Source organism: Syntrophaceae bacterium, from assembly GCA_013177795.1.
Classification (GTDB): Bacteria; Desulfobacterota; Syntrophia; order Syntrophales; family UBA2192; genus UBA2192.
The window spans coordinates 411,513-426,412 of the sequence record JABLXY010000003.1; the positions used below are offsets into that span (position 1 = coordinate 411,513).

At 64.2% G+C, this 14,900-nt stretch carries 13 protein-coding genes; 5 read left to right on the plus strand and 8 right to left on the minus strand.

All coding sequences use genetic code 11. From position 1 onward, the window contains the following. The first annotated feature begins 255 nt into the window (after positions 1-255). On the plus strand, positions 256-669 hold the full coding sequence (locus tag HPY67_11800; GenBank protein NPV05401.1) for a single-stranded DNA-binding protein: 414 nt from the start codon (positions 256-258) through the stop codon (positions 667-669). Between the two features lie 152 nt (positions 670-821). On the opposite strand, the gene tatA is transcribed toward HPY67_11800, so the two are convergent. Next, entirely contained in the window at positions 822-1,001 is a 180-nt protein-coding gene (gene tatA / locus HPY67_11805) for a twin-arginine translocase TatA/TatE family subunit (GenBank protein NPV05402.1), read from the minus strand. Between the two features lie 61 nt (positions 1,002-1,062). Beyond that, positions 1,063-2,022: a DUF4115 domain-containing protein gene (locus tag HPY67_11810; protein ID NPV05403.1), complete on the minus strand. Its 960-nt coding sequence runs from the start codon at positions 2,020-2,022 to the stop codon at positions 1,063-1,065. 197 nt (positions 2,023-2,219) lie between these two features. Here HPY67_11810 and HPY67_11815 point away from each other — a divergent pair, with 197 nt between their 5' ends. Further along, positions 2,220-3,035 carry an inositol monophosphatase gene (locus tag HPY67_11815; protein ID NPV05404.1) on the plus strand — a complete coding sequence of 272 codons (816 nt, stop codon included), beginning with the start codon at positions 2,220-2,222 and terminating at the stop codon, positions 3,033-3,035. 50 nt (positions 3,036-3,085) lie between these two features. Here the strand turns inward: HPY67_11815 and HPY67_11820 are convergent, their stop codons facing one another. Together HPY67_11820 and rfbB are read right to left on the minus strand one after the other, a co-directional pair. Next, the gene (locus HPY67_11820; protein NPV05405.1) at positions 3,086-4,186 is read right to left on the minus strand and encodes an inositol-3-phosphate synthase; all 1,101 of its coding nucleotides are present in this window, start codon (positions 4,184-4,186) and stop codon (positions 3,086-3,088) included. A gap of 113 nt (positions 4,187-4,299) precedes the next feature. Then, positions 4,300-5,367: a dTDP-glucose 4,6-dehydratase gene (gene rfbB, locus HPY67_11825; GenBank protein NPV05406.1), complete on the minus strand. Its 1,068-nt coding sequence runs from the start codon at positions 5,365-5,367 to the stop codon at positions 4,300-4,302. 543 nt (positions 5,368-5,910) lie between these two features. Between rfbB and HPY67_11830 the strand changes: the two genes are divergently transcribed. Then, entirely contained in the window at positions 5,911-6,297 is a 387-nt protein-coding gene (locus HPY67_11830) for a hypothetical protein (GenBank protein ID NPV05407.1), read from the plus strand. A 92-nt stretch (positions 6,298-6,389) separates the two neighbouring features. Here the strand turns inward: HPY67_11830 and HPY67_11835 are convergent, their stop codons facing one another. Genes HPY67_11835 through HPY67_11845 form a run of 3 tightly spaced genes read right to left on the minus strand, consistent with a single transcriptional unit; the run spans position 6,390 to position 9,423 of the window. Then, positions 6,390-7,085, minus strand: coding sequence for a hypothetical protein (locus tag HPY67_11835; GenBank protein NPV05408.1), 696 nt, complete (start codon positions 7,083-7,085; stop codon positions 6,390-6,392). Between the two features lie 12 nt (positions 7,086-7,097). Next, positions 7,098-8,951, minus strand: coding sequence for an NADH-quinone oxidoreductase subunit NuoF (locus tag HPY67_11840; GenBank protein ID NPV05409.1), 1,854 nt, complete (start codon positions 8,949-8,951; stop codon positions 7,098-7,100). Beyond that, a complete protein-coding gene (locus tag HPY67_11845; GenBank protein ID NPV05410.1) occupies positions 8,944-9,423 on the minus strand; it encodes an NAD(P)H-dependent oxidoreductase subunit E in 480 nt (159 codons plus the stop codon). The genes HPY67_11840 and HPY67_11845 overlap by 8 nt, the downstream gene beginning before the upstream one ends. 171 nt (positions 9,424-9,594) lie before the next feature. Here HPY67_11845 and HPY67_11850 point away from each other — a divergent pair, with 171 nt between their 5' ends. After that, a complete protein-coding gene (locus HPY67_11850) occupies positions 9,595-10,557 on the plus strand; it encodes a LuxR family transcriptional regulator (GenBank protein ID NPV05411.1) in 963 nt (320 codons plus the stop codon). Positions 10,558-10,629: 72 nt separating this feature from the next. Here HPY67_11850 and HPY67_11855 read toward each other — a convergent pair whose 3' ends face one another. Further along, entirely contained in the window at positions 10,630-13,221 is a 2,592-nt protein-coding gene (locus tag HPY67_11855; protein ID NPV05412.1) for a phosphoenolpyruvate synthase, read from the minus strand. 122 nt (positions 13,222-13,343) lie between these two features. On the opposite strand from HPY67_11855, the gene HPY67_11860 reads away from it, so the two are divergent. Continuing rightward, positions 13,344-14,873 carry a sigma 54-interacting transcriptional regulator gene (locus HPY67_11860; GenBank protein ID NPV05413.1) on the plus strand — a complete coding sequence of 510 codons (1,530 nt, stop codon included), beginning with the start codon at positions 13,344-13,346 and terminating at the stop codon, positions 14,871-14,873. Positions 14,874-14,900: the final 27 nt, after the last annotated feature.

Genomic DNA, 14,900 nt, shown 5'->3' on the forward strand with positions numbered 1-14,900 from the left:
CCCTGACCTCGAATCGGCGCCGGGGGCTAATACAACTAACGCTGTTTGCTGCAACGGGTTCCGGCTGTACGGGAAGTTAAGAAGTTGGGAAGTTAAGAAGTTTGGAAAAGTTCGAGGGTTTTCCTGTCAGTCCCTTCTCAGCTTCCTAACTTCTCAACTTCCTAACTTCGCAGGGTCGAAGGGTGGATGCCAGGCATCGTCTGGAAACCGGTCTTGTCCGGTTGGACTTGAGCAAGCCGCGAAAGGGGGGAACGGATGGTCAACAAGGTAATCCTGATCGGCAGGCTGGGGGCGGACCCCGAGGTGCGCTACACGCAGGACGGCACGATGATCACCAACCTTCGGGTCGCCACCAACGAGTACCGGAAGGACAAGAGCGGCGAGCGGGTGGACCGGACGGAGTGGCACCGGGTCGTCGCCTTCGGCAAGCTCGCCGAGATCTGCGGCAGCTATCTCTCCAAGGGCCGCCTGGTCTACATCGAAGGGTCGCTGCGCACGCGGCAGTGGGAAGACAAGGACGGCAACAAGCGTTCGACGACGGAGATCCTTGCCAACAACATGCAGATGCTCGAGTCGAAGGGCGGCGGCCGCGAGGGTGCCGGTGCCGACGGCACCATGCCCGCCTACGGGGGAGGCGAGCAGGCCCCCGACGAGGATGTGCCGTTCTAAAAGAGGCGAAAGGCGAAAGGCCGAAAGCGAAAGGCAAGAAAACCCGGTCGTGCAACCGGGTTTTTCTTTGCCTCCGACGTTTCAGAGCCCCGTGAAAGCCGCGTGCCGCGGTTCGCGGTTTGCGGGAACGCCCGTTCCCTGCGGGATCGGGCCTATTTCTTCTCCTCGAGTTTCTTCGCCTCGGCCTCCTCCTCGCCTTCCTTGGTGGCCTTCTTGAAGTTCCGGATCCCCTTGCCGATGGCGCCCCCGATCTCGGGGAGCTTTCCCGCACCGAAGACGATCAGGATGATGACGAGGATCACGATCAGTTCCGGCATGCCCAATCCAAACATGGTTTCCGTCTCCTTGCTGTCGAATCTGCCGGGCGCCTGATGCCCCGACTGCCGCCGCCTCTTATTGCGCGGCCGGTTTCGCCTCGGCCTCGGCGGCGGGTTTCGGCTCCTCCGGTTTTTTCCTCTCCACGCGCTTGCCCTCGGGATAGACCAGGTGCACCACCTCCCCGCGCTTGCCGGGGCTGCCCAGGGACTGGCCCTGGAAGGTGATCTGGACACCGCCGGCGTTGCCGATGTCGACGGCGATCTTCTCCTTCGCCTCTGTGCTCACCTTCTCGCCGGCCTGCAGGAGCCTCTGCACGGCCGGCGCCTTGTCGGCCTTCACCTGGACCCAGGCCGCCTCGGTGGCCTCGATCGTCAGGCTCAGGGCGCCCGCTGCCGGCGCGGCTGCGGGGGGGGACTCCTTCTTCTCCACCGGCGGGGGCATCTCCGGTTTTTTCGGCTCCGCGAAGGCGGCCTGCTGCCGAGCCTGGGGCGGGGCCGCTTCGGGCTGCTGCGCGGCCTGAGCCGGCGGTTCCGCGGGGGGCTTCACCTCGGCGGGTTTCTCCGGCGGCTTGATCTCTTCCCGAGGCGCAGGCTTTGCCGTGACCGGCTTTTTCGGCCCGTCCTGCAACGCATAGATGCCCAGCGCGATGACCACGGCCAGGGCCGCGAGTGTCCATCCGACCCGGCTTCCCACCATTCCCGCCCAGGCCAGGGGAGCCTTTGCCGGCCCGGCGCCCACGGGTTCGCCGGCCTTCTGTGTCTCGGCCGGCGCGGCCGGCAGGGTCGACTCGATGTGCTTCTCGTAACGTGCCAGGATGGGCCCGGCATCCACCCCAAGGACGCCCGCGTAGGTCTTGATGAAGGTCTTCGAATAGACCGGTTCGGGCAGGTCCTCGAAGCGGCCGCTCTCGATGGACTCTAGGAAGGAGAGACGGATCCTGTAGCGCCGGGCGATGTCCTCCAGCCTCAGGCCCTTGGCTTCGCGGGTGCGTTTCAGCTCTTCGAAAAACCCGTTTGTCAGATCCGTTTTCTCCACGGTTTTCTAGCCCTTCCGCCTTCCGGGTCCGCGAGTTTCGGCTAGGTTTATCACCAATGGGCGGGGCGCGCAACAGAAAATGTCCGCCGCGCGGGGCGTATGCGGCATGGTCCGGCCGCTGCGCAAGGGCGTTTTTTTCTTCACAGAAAAGCCCCGTTGCGCTATGGTGGGCCGCCCAGGAAAAAAGGAAGGTGGCCATGGGATCGTACAGGGATTTTGCCGCGGAGCTGGCGCTGGAGGCGGGGCGTTTCCTCAGGGGGAAATTCAACTCGGCGCACGACATCACCTATAAAGGGGAGATCGATCTCGTGACGGAGGCCGACCGGGGATGCGAGGCGCTTCTGATTGCCCGCATCGAGAAGGCCTTCCCGGGTCACGGGATCCTGGCCGAGGAGACAAGGGGCGCGGCGGAGCGGAGGGAATTCACCTGGATCATCGACCCGCTCGACGGGACGACGAACTACGCCCACCACTATCCCGTGTTCTGCGTTTCCATCGCCCTGCAGCAGGACGGCGAGGTGATCATCGGCGCGATCTGCAACCCCATGCTGGAGGAGCTGTTCGTCGCGGAGAAGGGCGGGGGGGCCTTTTTGAACGGGCAGCGCCTGGCCGTCTCGCAGACGGCCGAGCTGACGCGGAGCCTTCTGTCCACGGGCTTCCCGTACGACATCCGCGTGAACCCCGACAACAACCTCAACTACTTCAACGCCCTGGCTGTGCGTGTGCAGGCCATCCGCCGCGCGGGCGCCGCGGCCCTGGACCTGGCCTACGTCGCGGCGGGCCGGTTCGACGGGTTCTGGGAGCTGAAGCTGCACCCCTGGGACACGGCGGCAGGATGCCTGATGGTGACCGAGGCGGGCGGCAGGGTGACAGACCTGTTCGGCGGCCCCTTCGATCTTCAGTCGCCGCACGTCCTGGCGACCAACGGGAGAATCCACGAGGCCATGGTGGAGATCCTCAAGAACACGGACCCGATGGACAAAAGGCTGGTGAGGAATGGAGTATTGGAATAATGGAATGATGAGTTGAAATCAAATTCAGAACCCGATATTCCAGTATTCCATCATTTCATTTTCCCGTTGATAAAGGCCTCCGTCATCTCGCAGGCCTCCTCGTCGGTGTACTGGCGGGGCGGGTGCTTCATGAAGTAGGCCGAGGGGCCGTAGAGGATGCCGCCGATCCCCCTGTCGAGGGCGATCTTGCAGCAGCGGATGGCGTCGATCACCACCCCGCCCGAGTTGGGGGAGTCCTCGACGGAGAGACGCATCTCGAGGTTCATGGGCACGTCCCCGAAGATCTTCCCCTCCATGCGCAGGAAGCAGACCTTGTTGTCCTTCTGCCAGGCCACCCAGTCGCTGGGGCCGATGTGGATGTTCTCCGGGTCGAGCCGCCGGCCCGCCTGGGACTGCACGGCCTCGGTCTTGGAGATGCGCTTGGACTTCAGGCGGCTGCGGTCGAGCATGTTCAGGAAGTCCGTGTTGCCGCCCGTGTTGAGCTGGTAGGTCCTCTCGAGCTTCACCCCTCGGAGGTTGAAGAGGTGCGTGAGCACCCGGTGGATGATCGTGGCCCCGAGCTGGCTCTTCACGTCGTCGCCGATGATGGGCAGGCCCTTCTTCTCGAAGCGCCGGGCCCACTCGGGGTCGCTGGCGATGAAGACGGGGATGTTGTTGATGAAGGCCACCCCCGCCTCGAGGGCGCACCCCGCGTAGAACCGGGTTGCTTCCTCCGACCCCGCCGGCAGGTAGTTGAGCAGGATCTCGGCCCCCGAATCCTTCAGCGCGGCGACTACGTCTTTCTTCGTCGCTTCCTTCTGCGTCGACGGGACGAAGGCGAACCGCGGGTCGTACTGGCTCATGTGGGGAGCGATGCTGTCGAGTATCTTCCCCATCACGACCCGGGCCCCCGTTTTCGGGACCTTCGGCTGGAACACGGTGGTGCAGTTGGGCGGCTGGAAGATGGCCTCGGCGACGTCCCTGCCCACCTTGCGCCGGTCGATGTCGAAGGCGCAGACCACCTCGATGTCCGAGGGCCTGTAGCCGCCGATGTCCCAGTGCATCAAGCCGATGAGATCCTTGGGGGATTTCCTGCGGTAGTACTCGATTCCCTGGATCAGCGAAGATGCGCAATTTCCGACGCCGGCGATGGCAATCCGGACCTTCCCCAAAATATCTCCCCCTTTTGGCCGGTTGGAAAACCCGTGCGGATGAGTTTGCAACCGGTTCTATTACAACAAATCCCGAGACAGTTCAACAGGGAGGATGCAAAACGACCGAAGGGCTATTTCCCCGCCGCCCCGTAGTGCTCGTCGATCCACCGGAGGTACTCCCCGCTGCGGACGCGCCGGACCCACTCGCCGTTCTCGAGATACCAGAGGACCGTCTTGCGCAGGCCCGTCCGGAAGGATTCACGGGGGGCCCAGCCGAGCTCCGACTGCAGCTTGCCGGCATCGATGGCGTAGCGCCAGTCGTGGCCGGGGCGGTCCTTGACGAAGGTGATCAGCTCGCGCCGGGGGCCCGCGCCCGCCCGGGGGCGGATCTCGTCGAGGATGTCGCAGATGCTCTGGACAACCGCGATGTTCTCCTCCTCGGCGTTGCCCCCGATGTTGTAGGTCTCGCCCAGCCGGCCCTTGTTCATGATCGTCCAGATCGCCTCGCAGTGGTCCTCCACGTAGAGCCAGTCGCGGACGTTTTTCCCGTCGCCGTAGACGGGCAGGGGCTTGCCCTCCAGGGCGTTGAGGGTGATGAGGGGGATGAGCTTCTCCGGGAACTGCCAGGGGCCGTAGTTGTTGGAGCAATTCGAGATCGTCACGGGAAGGCCGTACGTCTTGAAGTAGGCCCGCACGAGGTGGTCCGAGGAGGCCTTCGAGGCGCTGTAGGGGCTGTTGGGCCTGTAGGGGGTCGTCTCGGTGAAGAACCCCTCCTTGCCGAGGCTCCCGTAGACCTCGTCGGTGCTGACGTGGTGGAAGAGGCGGAATCCGTCCGCGTGGTTGCGCGCCGCCTCGAGGAGGTTGAAGGTGCCCACGATGTTCGTGAAGATGAACTCGGCGGGCCGCTTGATGGAGCGGTCGACGTGGCTCTCGGCGGCGAAGTGGCAGACGGCGTCGATGCCGTACTCGGTGAAGACCGCGTCCATGCGCTCGAGGTCGCAGATGTCCTCCCGCAGGAAGACGTAGCGCCCCGGGAAGCGTTCCTCGAGACCGCGCAGGTTTTCGGGGTTGCCGGCGTAGGTCAGCTTGTCCACGTTCACGATGCGCCCGTCAAAGCCGACCTTCTCGAGCAGATAGCGGATGAAGTTGCTGCCGATGAAGCCGCAGCCGCCGGTGACGAGCAGATTCTTGAAAGCCATGATCATTCCTTTCGGTCTGCCGGATTCTCGAGCAGCTTGCAGGATATCGGAAGGAAGTTATGAAGCTGCGAAGTTGTGAAGCGTGGATGGACAGGCGGGCAATCCCACGGCTTCCGTTCTCCGAACTTCCCAACTTCGAAACTTCCCAGCTTCCGTCCTAAAAAGAGTGCCCGGCAGGCACGTTGCCCTTCCATGAGGCATGGGCTCGAAAAGCCCGACATGCCGACTACCATGAATCCTTCGAATTCTCAACCGGGAATCCCCGCCCGTGCGCCGCGTGACCGATTGGGTCCCGTGAGATTGACGGTTGATTTTCCCCGGCCCGGCGCGAAAGCGAAAAAATACATTTTTGATCCATAAGAGATGGCATGGTACCAAACTGTAACGACACGGCCGGAGGGGCGGATTTTGCTAAAATAAAACCTATTCATTTCAGTAAGTTGCGTGGTGGCGCGATTGCCTTTGAGGTATGCCTCTTGCTCCGTTCAGAATGCAGGGAGCCGGATTCTCCCGCCGACCATCCGGAAAGGAGGCAACGGACGCATGCTGATTCGATTGGCCGACACGGGCTGGGGTCCGCAGTTTTTCGTCCCGACCATCACGATCAAGCACTACTCCGGGCGCGTGCTCCTTCGGGAGACCCTCGACGACGAGCTGCTGCGGAGGGAACTAAAGGCGATGAACATCGACGGCAGGCCCGTCGGGTTCAGCAACGGATGGTACATCCGGAAAAAAGGCACGCAGTCCTGGATGAAGATCGGGGAGTCCACGGCCCGGGAGCACGATTTCGCCACCCGGCTGGACACGACGGGCCTGGAAAACGGTGCTTACCAGGTCATGGGGTTCATGAGCGCTAAGATCAGGACTCCCGACGGGAGGGACGTGATCGTCTCGCGGCAGAACATCGCCGATTTCGAGATTCGAAACTGAGGCAGAGCGCCTGGCACGAAACCTTCTTCTCAGACGGAAAACGGGGGCATCCGAAAGACGCCCCCGCCGTTTTCCCTGATTTCAGCAGCCTGTCAGATCGCCAGGTACCGGCTGCACTGGAACCCCTTGCCCAGCTCGCACCACACGCACACGCCCGGCATCTTCTGCGCGTCGGCCGTGAGCTGTGAATCGCACTTGCCGCAGAGCCGCTCCTCGCCCTTCTTCATGGGCCCTCCGCAGGGGGTGACCGACATGGGGCAGAAGATGATGCAGCCGTTGCAGTTCTTGCAGTAGTCCATGAGCTTTCCCGGGGGGTGGTCGACGCGGCGGTCCTTGCCGCGCCCCATAAACCCTAGGGCGTGGGCCTGCGCCCTCTCCTTGCAGATGCGCACGCAGCGGCCGCAGAGCACGCAGTCCTCGTTTCGGAAGGGGTATCGGACTTCCGTCACTCCGCACCGCACGGCGATGTCCTGGATGGCCTTGGAGTTCGGCGCCCGCGACACGAGCAGCTCGGCGATGTTCTTGCGCATTTTCAAAATTTTGTCGGTGTTCGTGCGGATGACCATGCCCTCCTCCACGAGCAGCGTGCAGGAGGCCGTCACCTTGGAGCGGCCGTTCTTGACGTGCTCCACGATGCAGAGGCGGCAGGCGCCCATGTCGTGGATGCCCGGGATGTGGCACAGGTGGGGGATGCAGATCCCGTAGTGGATCGCCGTGTCGAGCACGCTCGTCCCTTTTTCCGCCCTCACGGGGGCCCCGTCTATCGTAACGTTCACATACTGTAACATGGCACTCTCCTCTCAGCGAACCGTGATGGCGTCGAACTTACACTCCCCGATGCAGATGCCGCACCGCTGGCAAAGCGCCTCGTTGATGACGTGGGGCTTCTTCTTCTCGCCCGTGATGGAGTCGTGCGGGCAGGCCTTCAGGCAGACGCCGCAGCCCGTGCATTTCTCGGGGTCGATCGCGTAGGCGATGAGGGCCTTGCAGACGGCGGCCGGGCATCGCCTCTCGAGCACGTGCGCCTTGTACTCGTCCATGAAGTATCGCAGCGTCGAGAGCACCGGGTTCGGGGCCGATTTCCCGAGGCCGCACAGCGAGGCCTCGGCGACGGTCTCCGCCAGCTCCTGGAGCAGGTCGAGCTGCTCGGGGCGGCCCCGGCCCTCGGCGATGTCCGTGACGATCTCGAGCATCCGGTCGATGCCCTCGCGGCACGGGACGCATTTTCCGCAGGATTCGTCCAGCAGGAACGTCAAGAAGTAGCGCGCCACGTCGACCATGCACGTCTTGTCGTCCATGACGACGAGCCCGCCCGAGCCCATCATGGACCCGGCTTCCCAGAGGGCGTCGAAGTCCACGGGGAGGTCGAACAGTCTCTCCGGCAGGCATCCGCCCGAGGGGCCGCCCGTCTGGACGGCCTTGATGCTGTGGCCGTTCTTGGGGCCGCCCCCGATGTCGTACACGATGGCCCGCAGGGTCGTCCCCATCGGCACTTCGACGAGGCCCGTGTTCTTCACCTGGCCCGTGAGCGCCAGGATCTTCGTGCCCTTGCTCGTGTCGGTCCCCCGGGAGGCGAACCACTTGGCGCCGTTGAGGATGATCGAGGGGACGTTGGCCCAGGTCTCCACGTTGTTGAGCACAGTGGGCCGGCCCCAGAGGCCTTCCTTGACGGTGTGGACGTCCTTCGCGCGCGGCTCGCCGACCTTGCCCTCGATGGACGTCATGAGCGCCGTGGACTCGCCGCAGACGAAGGCGCCGCCGCCGCGGGCGATTTCGACGTCGAAGGAGAAGTTCGAGCCCAGGATGTTCTCGCCCAGCAGCCCATACTCCCGGGCCTGCTGGATGGCGATCCGGGCGTGCTTGACGGCCAGAGGGTACTCGCGCCGTACATAGATGTAGCCCTTGTTCGCGCCGACGGCGTAGGCGCCGATCATCATCCCCTCGAGCACCTGGTGGGGGTTTGCCTCCAGCAGGCAGCGGTCCATGTAGGCCCCGGGGTCGCCCTCGTCGGCGTTGCAGATCACGTACTTCTCGTCGCCCGGCGCCTCGTGCGCCTCCTGCCACTTCCGTCCCGTGGGAAACCCGGCCCCGCCGCGGCCGCGCAGGCCCGAGGCCTTGACCTCGGCGATGATCGCCTCGGGCTTGAATTCCTTGATGGCCTTGGCGACGGCCCGGTAGCCGCCGATGGCGATGTAGTCCTCGATGGAGCAGGCGTCGACGAGCTTGTTGAAGTTCAGAAGCTGCCGTCCCTGTGCGCTGTAGAAGGGGATGTCGGCCTCCTTAGTGATCGTGCGCCCCGAGACGGGATCCCGGTAGAGGAACTTGTCGAGAACCTCGCCCTTCTTGACCGTGCGCGACACGATATCCTGGGCATCGGCGGGCGTCACGTGGCAGTAGAAGAGGTTGCCCGGCTCGAAGACCATGATGGGCCCCTGCTCGCAGAAGCCGTGGCAGCCCGTCACCCGGACGGAGACGTCCTGCTGGAGGCCCTCCCGGGCCAGCGCCGCCCGGACGGCATCGATGACCGAGCCGGACCTGGATGCCTGGCACCCCGTCCCGCCGCAGATGACGATCGTCGTCTTGACCCTCTCGCGCTTCGCCACGAAATGCTGCTGCAGGGTCTCGAGATCCCTCGCTTGACTGATCCTAGGCATCTTGCGCCTCCTTCTTCTTCCCGGCGGCCTTGTCGATCTTTTTGCGGAGCTTGCCGGGTGTCATGTGGTCGCAGTAGGACCCGTTGTGAACGACGATGGGACCCAGGGCGCAGGCCCCGAGACAGTTGACGCATTCCACGGTGAACTGGCCGTCGGGCGTCGTGTCGCCCGGCTCGATGTTGAGCTGCCCGCGGACCTGGTTCACGAGCAGGTGGGATCCGCGGACGTGGCAGGCCGTCCCCGTGCAGATGGTGATCACGTTCTTGCCGCGCGGCTTGAGCGAGAAGGCCTTGTAGAAGCGCGCCACCCGGTAGACGTCGACCAGGGGAACGCCCAGTTCCTTCGACACGGTCTTGAGGGCCTCCTCGGGCAGGTAGCCCTCCTGGTCCTGCAGGTCCAGCAGCACCTCAATGAGCATATGCGGCTGGCTGCGCCTCCCTTCCAGGATGGAATCCAGATTGATCTTTGCCATCGGAGCCTCCTTGGGCGGTATTTCCTGCTTGCCTCGCCCCCTCTTAACTGTTATTCTTAAACCGGTAAATGCGGATATAGTGTCCATTTATTACACAATCCATATAGGCATTAAATTACACAAATAATGCCTAGAGAATTACCAATTCACTATCATTCGGACGGCCGCACAATGGCTCAGACCCCTTCAAAACGTCCTCACGGCGATGTCCGGGGACCCCTCAGCGCCCGGGACTACCTGGCCAATCTCTGGAAGATCCCCTTCATCGAGGACAGGGAGCCGGCGAAGATCGACATCGCGCTCCGGGAGCGCATCAAGGAGCTGAACTGCCTCTACGCGATTGCGCGGCTGGCCGAGAGGCACCATGATTCGATGGAGGATTTTCTCAAGGCCCTCGTCGAGCTTCTCCCCTTGTCGTGGCAGTACCCCGAGATCGCCTGTGCCCGAATCGTGATCGAGGACCGGACGTACCGGAGCCGGGACTTCCGGCTCACGAAATGGCGCCAGACCGCGCCGATCCTCGTGCACGGCGAGCCGGTGGGGGACGTGACGATTTTTTACCTGGAGGAGCGCCCCGCGGCGGACGAGGGGCCCTTTCTGAAAGAGGAGCGGGTCCTCATCGACGAGGTGGCAACGCGCATCGGCTCCATCGCCGTGCGCATCGCCGCCGAGAAGGAACTGCAGGAGATCAACAAGCAGCTCTCCGTGGAGCGGCAGGCCCTGCAGGAGGCCAACGCGGCGCTGCGCGCCGTTCTGGCCAAGATCGAGGAGGAGAAGAAACAGACCTACCGGGACATCCAGACGAACATCGAGAAGATCATCATGCCGATCCTCCACGCCCTGTCCGTCGAGGTCCCGAAGGCCCAGCGCAAGTACGTGGAGATCCTCCGCAACAGCCTCGAGGAGATGACCTCGCCCTTCGTCAGCAAGGTCGTCAACCACTACCACTCGCTCTCCCCCACGGAGATCAGCATCTGCAACATGATCCGCAACGGGATGCGCACCAAGGACATCGCCCAGCTGAGGGGGGTGAGCGCGGCCACCGTCAACCGCCACCGGGAGAACATCCGGAAGAAACTGAGGATCACCAATGACCGGGTGAATCTGGCGACCTACCTGCAGTCCCTGGCGTGATAACGAGGGCCCGGGGAGGGGCAGGGGACGGCGCGGTGTTCGTGCGGCCTGTTCCTCGGCGAGGCGCCGCGGTCAGGAGGCGCAGTAGCAGATCAGCCGCTGGCTGACCACGTCGGACACCAGCCTCAGGTCCCTGTCCCTGACATCGCAGACCCGGACCACGCCGGCGAAGCGGTCTTCCTGCGGCAGAAGGTCGGCAAGACGGTTCGGCAGACCCTCCAGCCAGTCCCCGTTGAAGAACACCCCCTCCCTCTCCGGGTAGATCGCGAGGTAAAAGATGTCCGTCTCGATGAGGTCCTGGAAGAGGTGCGTCCCGAAGGAGAGGTCCGGGATGAGAGTGCCGTCGCGGTAGGCGATCTCCGCGATGACGGAGATCTTGCTGATCTCCGAGAACTTCACGGGAACCCCCATGGCCGGGGTGTTCGTCCCCCAGCGCCCGGGGCCGAACACCGCCGTCGGCATGTCTTCGCGCCGCTCGATCAGGCTGTTGATCCGGCCGACGAGGCGCGCGACGTCGTATTTCTGCGAGAGGGGCAGCTTCGTGTATGCCTTCGGGTCGACGTAGACGATGCGGGCGATGCTCTGGGAGACGCTGCCCCCCATGAAGTTGCCCACCTGCCGCAGGAGGATCCTCTTCCGGGGGATCCTCTCCGGGATCTCGACCTGGACATCCTGCCCCTTGGTCTGGAAGGGGCGGCACTGCAGGACGTTGACCCGGAGGCGTCCCTCGTTGTCGAAGTTCGCCGTGAACTCGACGTCCACAGGACACCGGTAGACGCTCTCGAGGGCCCGGAGCATCCGGGACATGACGGCCGTGAAGTCCGTTGCGGACAGCAACTCGTCGAAGGTCAGGATCCAGGCGTCCTCCCCGGGCCGCCCGTCGGCCCGCGCCGGCCCCGGGCTCTCCTCGTCCCGCACGCCGATGAGGTCGAGACGGACATTGAGCCCCTCCTGGACGACCTGCCGCAGGGACAGGGTGTGGAACCGGTTGTCCTCGAGGTTCAGGAGATCCACCTCGTGCTGGGAGAATCGCCGCGCCTCGGTGATCCCGGCATGCGGTTTCACCAGCGGCGCGTCCAGGGCCACGATGCGGGGGTAGTCGTTTTCCACCCGGTTGACGGCCCGCGTGCCGAGCCCGAGGACGATGCGCAGCATGCCGGCCCGGGGGTCGAGCCCCTGTTTCCAGATGAAGGGGTTGTACGAAAGCCCCACGCCCGATACCTCGGGGAAGAAGTAGTGCTTGCGATGCGTGCCGGAGACCCGCTGGACGAGCAGGGCCATCTGCTCGTCGTGACGGTCGAGGCCGCGCTGCAGCCGATAGGTCAGGGCCTCCTCGTTCATGGTGCTCGCGAAGACGCGGCGCACCGTCTCCTCGAAGATCTCGTAGCGCCTCTCCGGCGTGCCCTGGTTGACGCAGAAGTAGCTCTCGTACTTGCCGGCGAAGGCATTGCCGAATGAGTCCTCCAGGAGACTGCTGGAGCGCACGATGATCGGCGACTGGCCGAAGTGCTCGAGCATCCGCTGGAACTGTTCCGTCACCTCCCGCGGAAACGTCCCGGCGAGCATCCGGGACCGGAGCTCGCGGCCGCTCTCGAAGTAGCCCTCCCGCGTCTTGTGGGCCATGAGGGTTTTCCACCACCCGTTGTGGACGATGTAGGAGTAGAACACGTCGGAGCCGACGAAGTAGGAGTCGTGCAGCTCGAGGTGCGTCTGCCAGTCGAAGTCCCGGTCCCGGCGGAGGATGTTGCGCGCCAGGAGCATGCCCACCGCCTTGCCGCCGATGAACCCCGTGCCGATCAGCCGGTCCTTGATGTCGAGGAGATCCTCGAGGGTGAAGTGCTCCCGGACGAGGGACAGCATGCGTTTCTCCCGGCCGATCAGGACCCGCGAGAGCTGGTCGACGAGCGTCTGCCTCTCCCCGGCGGCCGATTCGTCGCCGGCGATCTCCCGGGCCTTGAGAAACAGCCTGTCCCAGTAGTCGAGGTGCCTCTCGGCGTCGACGGCGCTCCGGTCGGCAAGGTGGGCGAAGAGCCGGGCGGCGTCCGCGCTGTTCACGATCGGGACGAAGTCCTCGCCCTCCCGGATGTGGGGCAAAAACATGGTCAGGGAGTATCGCTGCCAGCACTTCAGGGGGTGCACGCAGGTCTTCCCCTCGCTGTTGTGGACGTCGATGAGGACCTGCGTCGTCTCCCGGATGCGCGCGACGGTCTTGAAGGAATGGCGGCCCCGGAGGATGGCGAAGTAGGCCACCGTGTTGAGCTCGAAGAGATACGGGCAGGTGATGACGAAGAAATTGCCGATCATCATGTCCGTCGCCCAGGCGAGAAGCAGGTCCGAAAGGGAGTCGAAGACGTAGAACACGTCCCGGCCCTCCTGGCGGATGATGTTGTGGACCTGCGTGGAGAAGGATTCGAACCCCGCATCGGGGTTGAGCTTGTAGACGGCCACCCGCCGCGTCTCCTCGAGCAGGGGGGCGTGGCGGGCAAAGCGCATGTAGACGACCCGCCTGTTGTTTTCAAGGGCTTCCTTGACAAAGGGGCTGACGAACCCCCTGTAATCCTCGATGGAGTCGACCTGGAGGACCACGTTGTCGCCTGTCTGCAGGTGGCCGATGACGTGGTCGAGCCCCTTGATGCCCGTGCTGACGAGGGAAAAGGTTCTCATGGCGCCCCCTGTCCGGTTCGTTGGGGCGCATCATATCAGAATCCCCGCCGTTTTCCATTGTTTTTATGACCAAAATGTATTAACGTTGCCGCAACACAAGAAATGTTTCAAATTTGTTCCACATGAGCAGTCACACCTTCGAGGAACTGGCGGCCCTGCACGCCATTGCCAAGGCCCTGGCGCAGCCATGGGACCTGCGGGACCAGCTCGAGCGGGTCCTCGCCGAGATGAGCACCCGTCTCGGCATGCAGCGGGGGATGATCTCCCTCCTGGACCGCGACTCGGGCGAGGCCATGCTGGAGGTGGCCCATGGGGTCGACCTGGAGGGCATGGAGGTCACCTACAGGGCCGGCGAGGGGGTCACCGGCAAGGTGGCGCAGACGGGCCGGCCCATCGCGGTCCCGAGCCTGGGGCGGGACAGTCTTTTCCTGGACCGCACCGGGGCCCGCAGGCACCTGAAAAACCGCGACGAACTGGCCTTCCTGTGCGTCCCGATCATCTATGATTCCCGCGTGGTGGGCATCCTGTCGGCCGACAAGGCGGCAGCGGAGGTTGCTGACATGGACCGCGAGCTGGCCGTCCTGTCCTCCGTGGCGGAGCTGATCGCCAAGGCGGTCCATTTCCTGGCCCTCGAGGACGAGAACCGGCGCCTGCGGCGCATGGTCAGCCCTGGGGACGGGGCCGGCCTCGAGATCATCGGCCAATCGAAGGGCATGCAGGAGGTCTACGCCCTCATCCGTCACGTGGCCGATTCCTCGACGACGGTCCTCGTCATCGGGGAGACCGGGACGGGCAAGGAGCTGATCGCAAGGGCCATCCACGCGAGCAGCCCCCGGAGCAAGGGGCCTCTCGTCATGGTCAACTGCGCGGCCATCCCCGAGACCCTCATCGAGAGCGAGCTCTTCGGCCACGAGAAGGGGGCGTTCACCGGCGCCCTGCGGCAGCACCGGGGCCGGTTCGAGGAAGCCCACAACGGCACGATCTTCCTCGACGAGGTGGGAGAGCTCTCCGCAGCGGCCCAGGCCAAGCTCCTGCGGGTCCTCCAGGAGAAGCAGTTCCAGCCGCTGGGCTCGTCGCGGCAGGTGACGACCAACGCCCGTGTGATCGCCGCGACCAACCGGCGCCTGGAGGACTGCGTCGCGGAGGGGAAATTCCGCACGGACCTCTACTACCGCCTCAGCGTGTTCCCCATCTTCCTGCCGCCCCTGAGGGAGCGGGGGAACGACATCATCCTCCTGGCGGATCATTTCGTCATCAAGTATTCGAACAAGCTGAAAAAACCGGTGAAGCGGATCACCAATGCCGTCATCGAGGCCTTCCTGTCGCACCCCTGGCCGGGGAATGTCCGGGAACTGGAGAACTGCATCGAGCGGGCCGTCCTGCTGGCCAAGGGGCCGTCGATCGAGATGATGCACCTGCCCCCGTCGCTGCAGATCGGCAGGGGCGGCCAGACGGCAAGGGACACGGGGAAACTCAACGCCGTGATCGGGGCCCAGGAGCGCTCGATGATCGTCGAGGCCCTGAAGGAGGCCCGGGGCAACCAGAGCCAGGCGGCCCGTCTTCTCGGGACGACCAAACGGATCATCCAGTACAAGATCCGCAAGCTCGGGATCGACCCCGCGAAGTTCAAGGCGGCCAAACGGACGGGCTGATCCCGTCGGAAGGCAAGGAGGACAGGG

Bases quoted from the DNA above. Each gene is read 5' to 3' on its own strand.
- HPY67_11860 (NPV05413.1), top strand. From the start codon at position 13,344: ATGAGCAGTCACACCTTCGAGGAACTGGCGGCCCTGCACGCCATTGCC.
- HPY67_11850 (NPV05411.1), top strand. From the start codon at position 9,595: ATGGCTCAGACCCCTTCAAAACGTCCTCACGGCGATGTCCGGGGACCC.
- HPY67_11835 (NPV05408.1), bottom strand. From the start codon at position 7,085: ATGTTACAGTATGTGAACGTTACGATAGACGGGGCCCCCGTGAGGGCG.
- HPY67_11855 (NPV05412.1), bottom strand. From the start codon at position 13,221: ATGAGAACCTTTTCCCTCGTCAGCACGGGCATCAAGGGGCTCGACCAC.
- HPY67_11815 (NPV05404.1), top strand. From the start codon at position 2,220: ATGGGATCGTACAGGGATTTTGCCGCGGAGCTGGCGCTGGAGGCGGGG.
- HPY67_11845 (NPV05410.1), bottom strand. From the start codon at position 9,423: ATGGCAAAGATCAATCTGGATTCCATCCTGGAAGGGAGGCGCAGCCAG.
- HPY67_11800 (NPV05401.1), top strand. From the start codon at position 256: ATGGTCAACAAGGTAATCCTGATCGGCAGGCTGGGGGCGGACCCCGAG.
- rfbB (NPV05406.1), bottom strand. From the start codon at position 5,367: ATGGCTTTCAAGAATCTGCTCGTCACCGGCGGCTGCGGCTTCATCGGC.
- HPY67_11830 (NPV05407.1), top strand. From the start codon at position 5,911: ATGCTGATTCGATTGGCCGACACGGGCTGGGGTCCGCAGTTTTTCGTC.
- HPY67_11840 (NPV05409.1), bottom strand. From the start codon at position 8,951: ATGCCTAGGATCAGTCAAGCGAGGGATCTCGAGACCCTGCAGCAGCAT.
- tatA (NPV05402.1), bottom strand. From the start codon at position 1,001: ATGTTTGGATTGGGCATGCCGGAACTGATCGTGATCCTCGTCATCATC.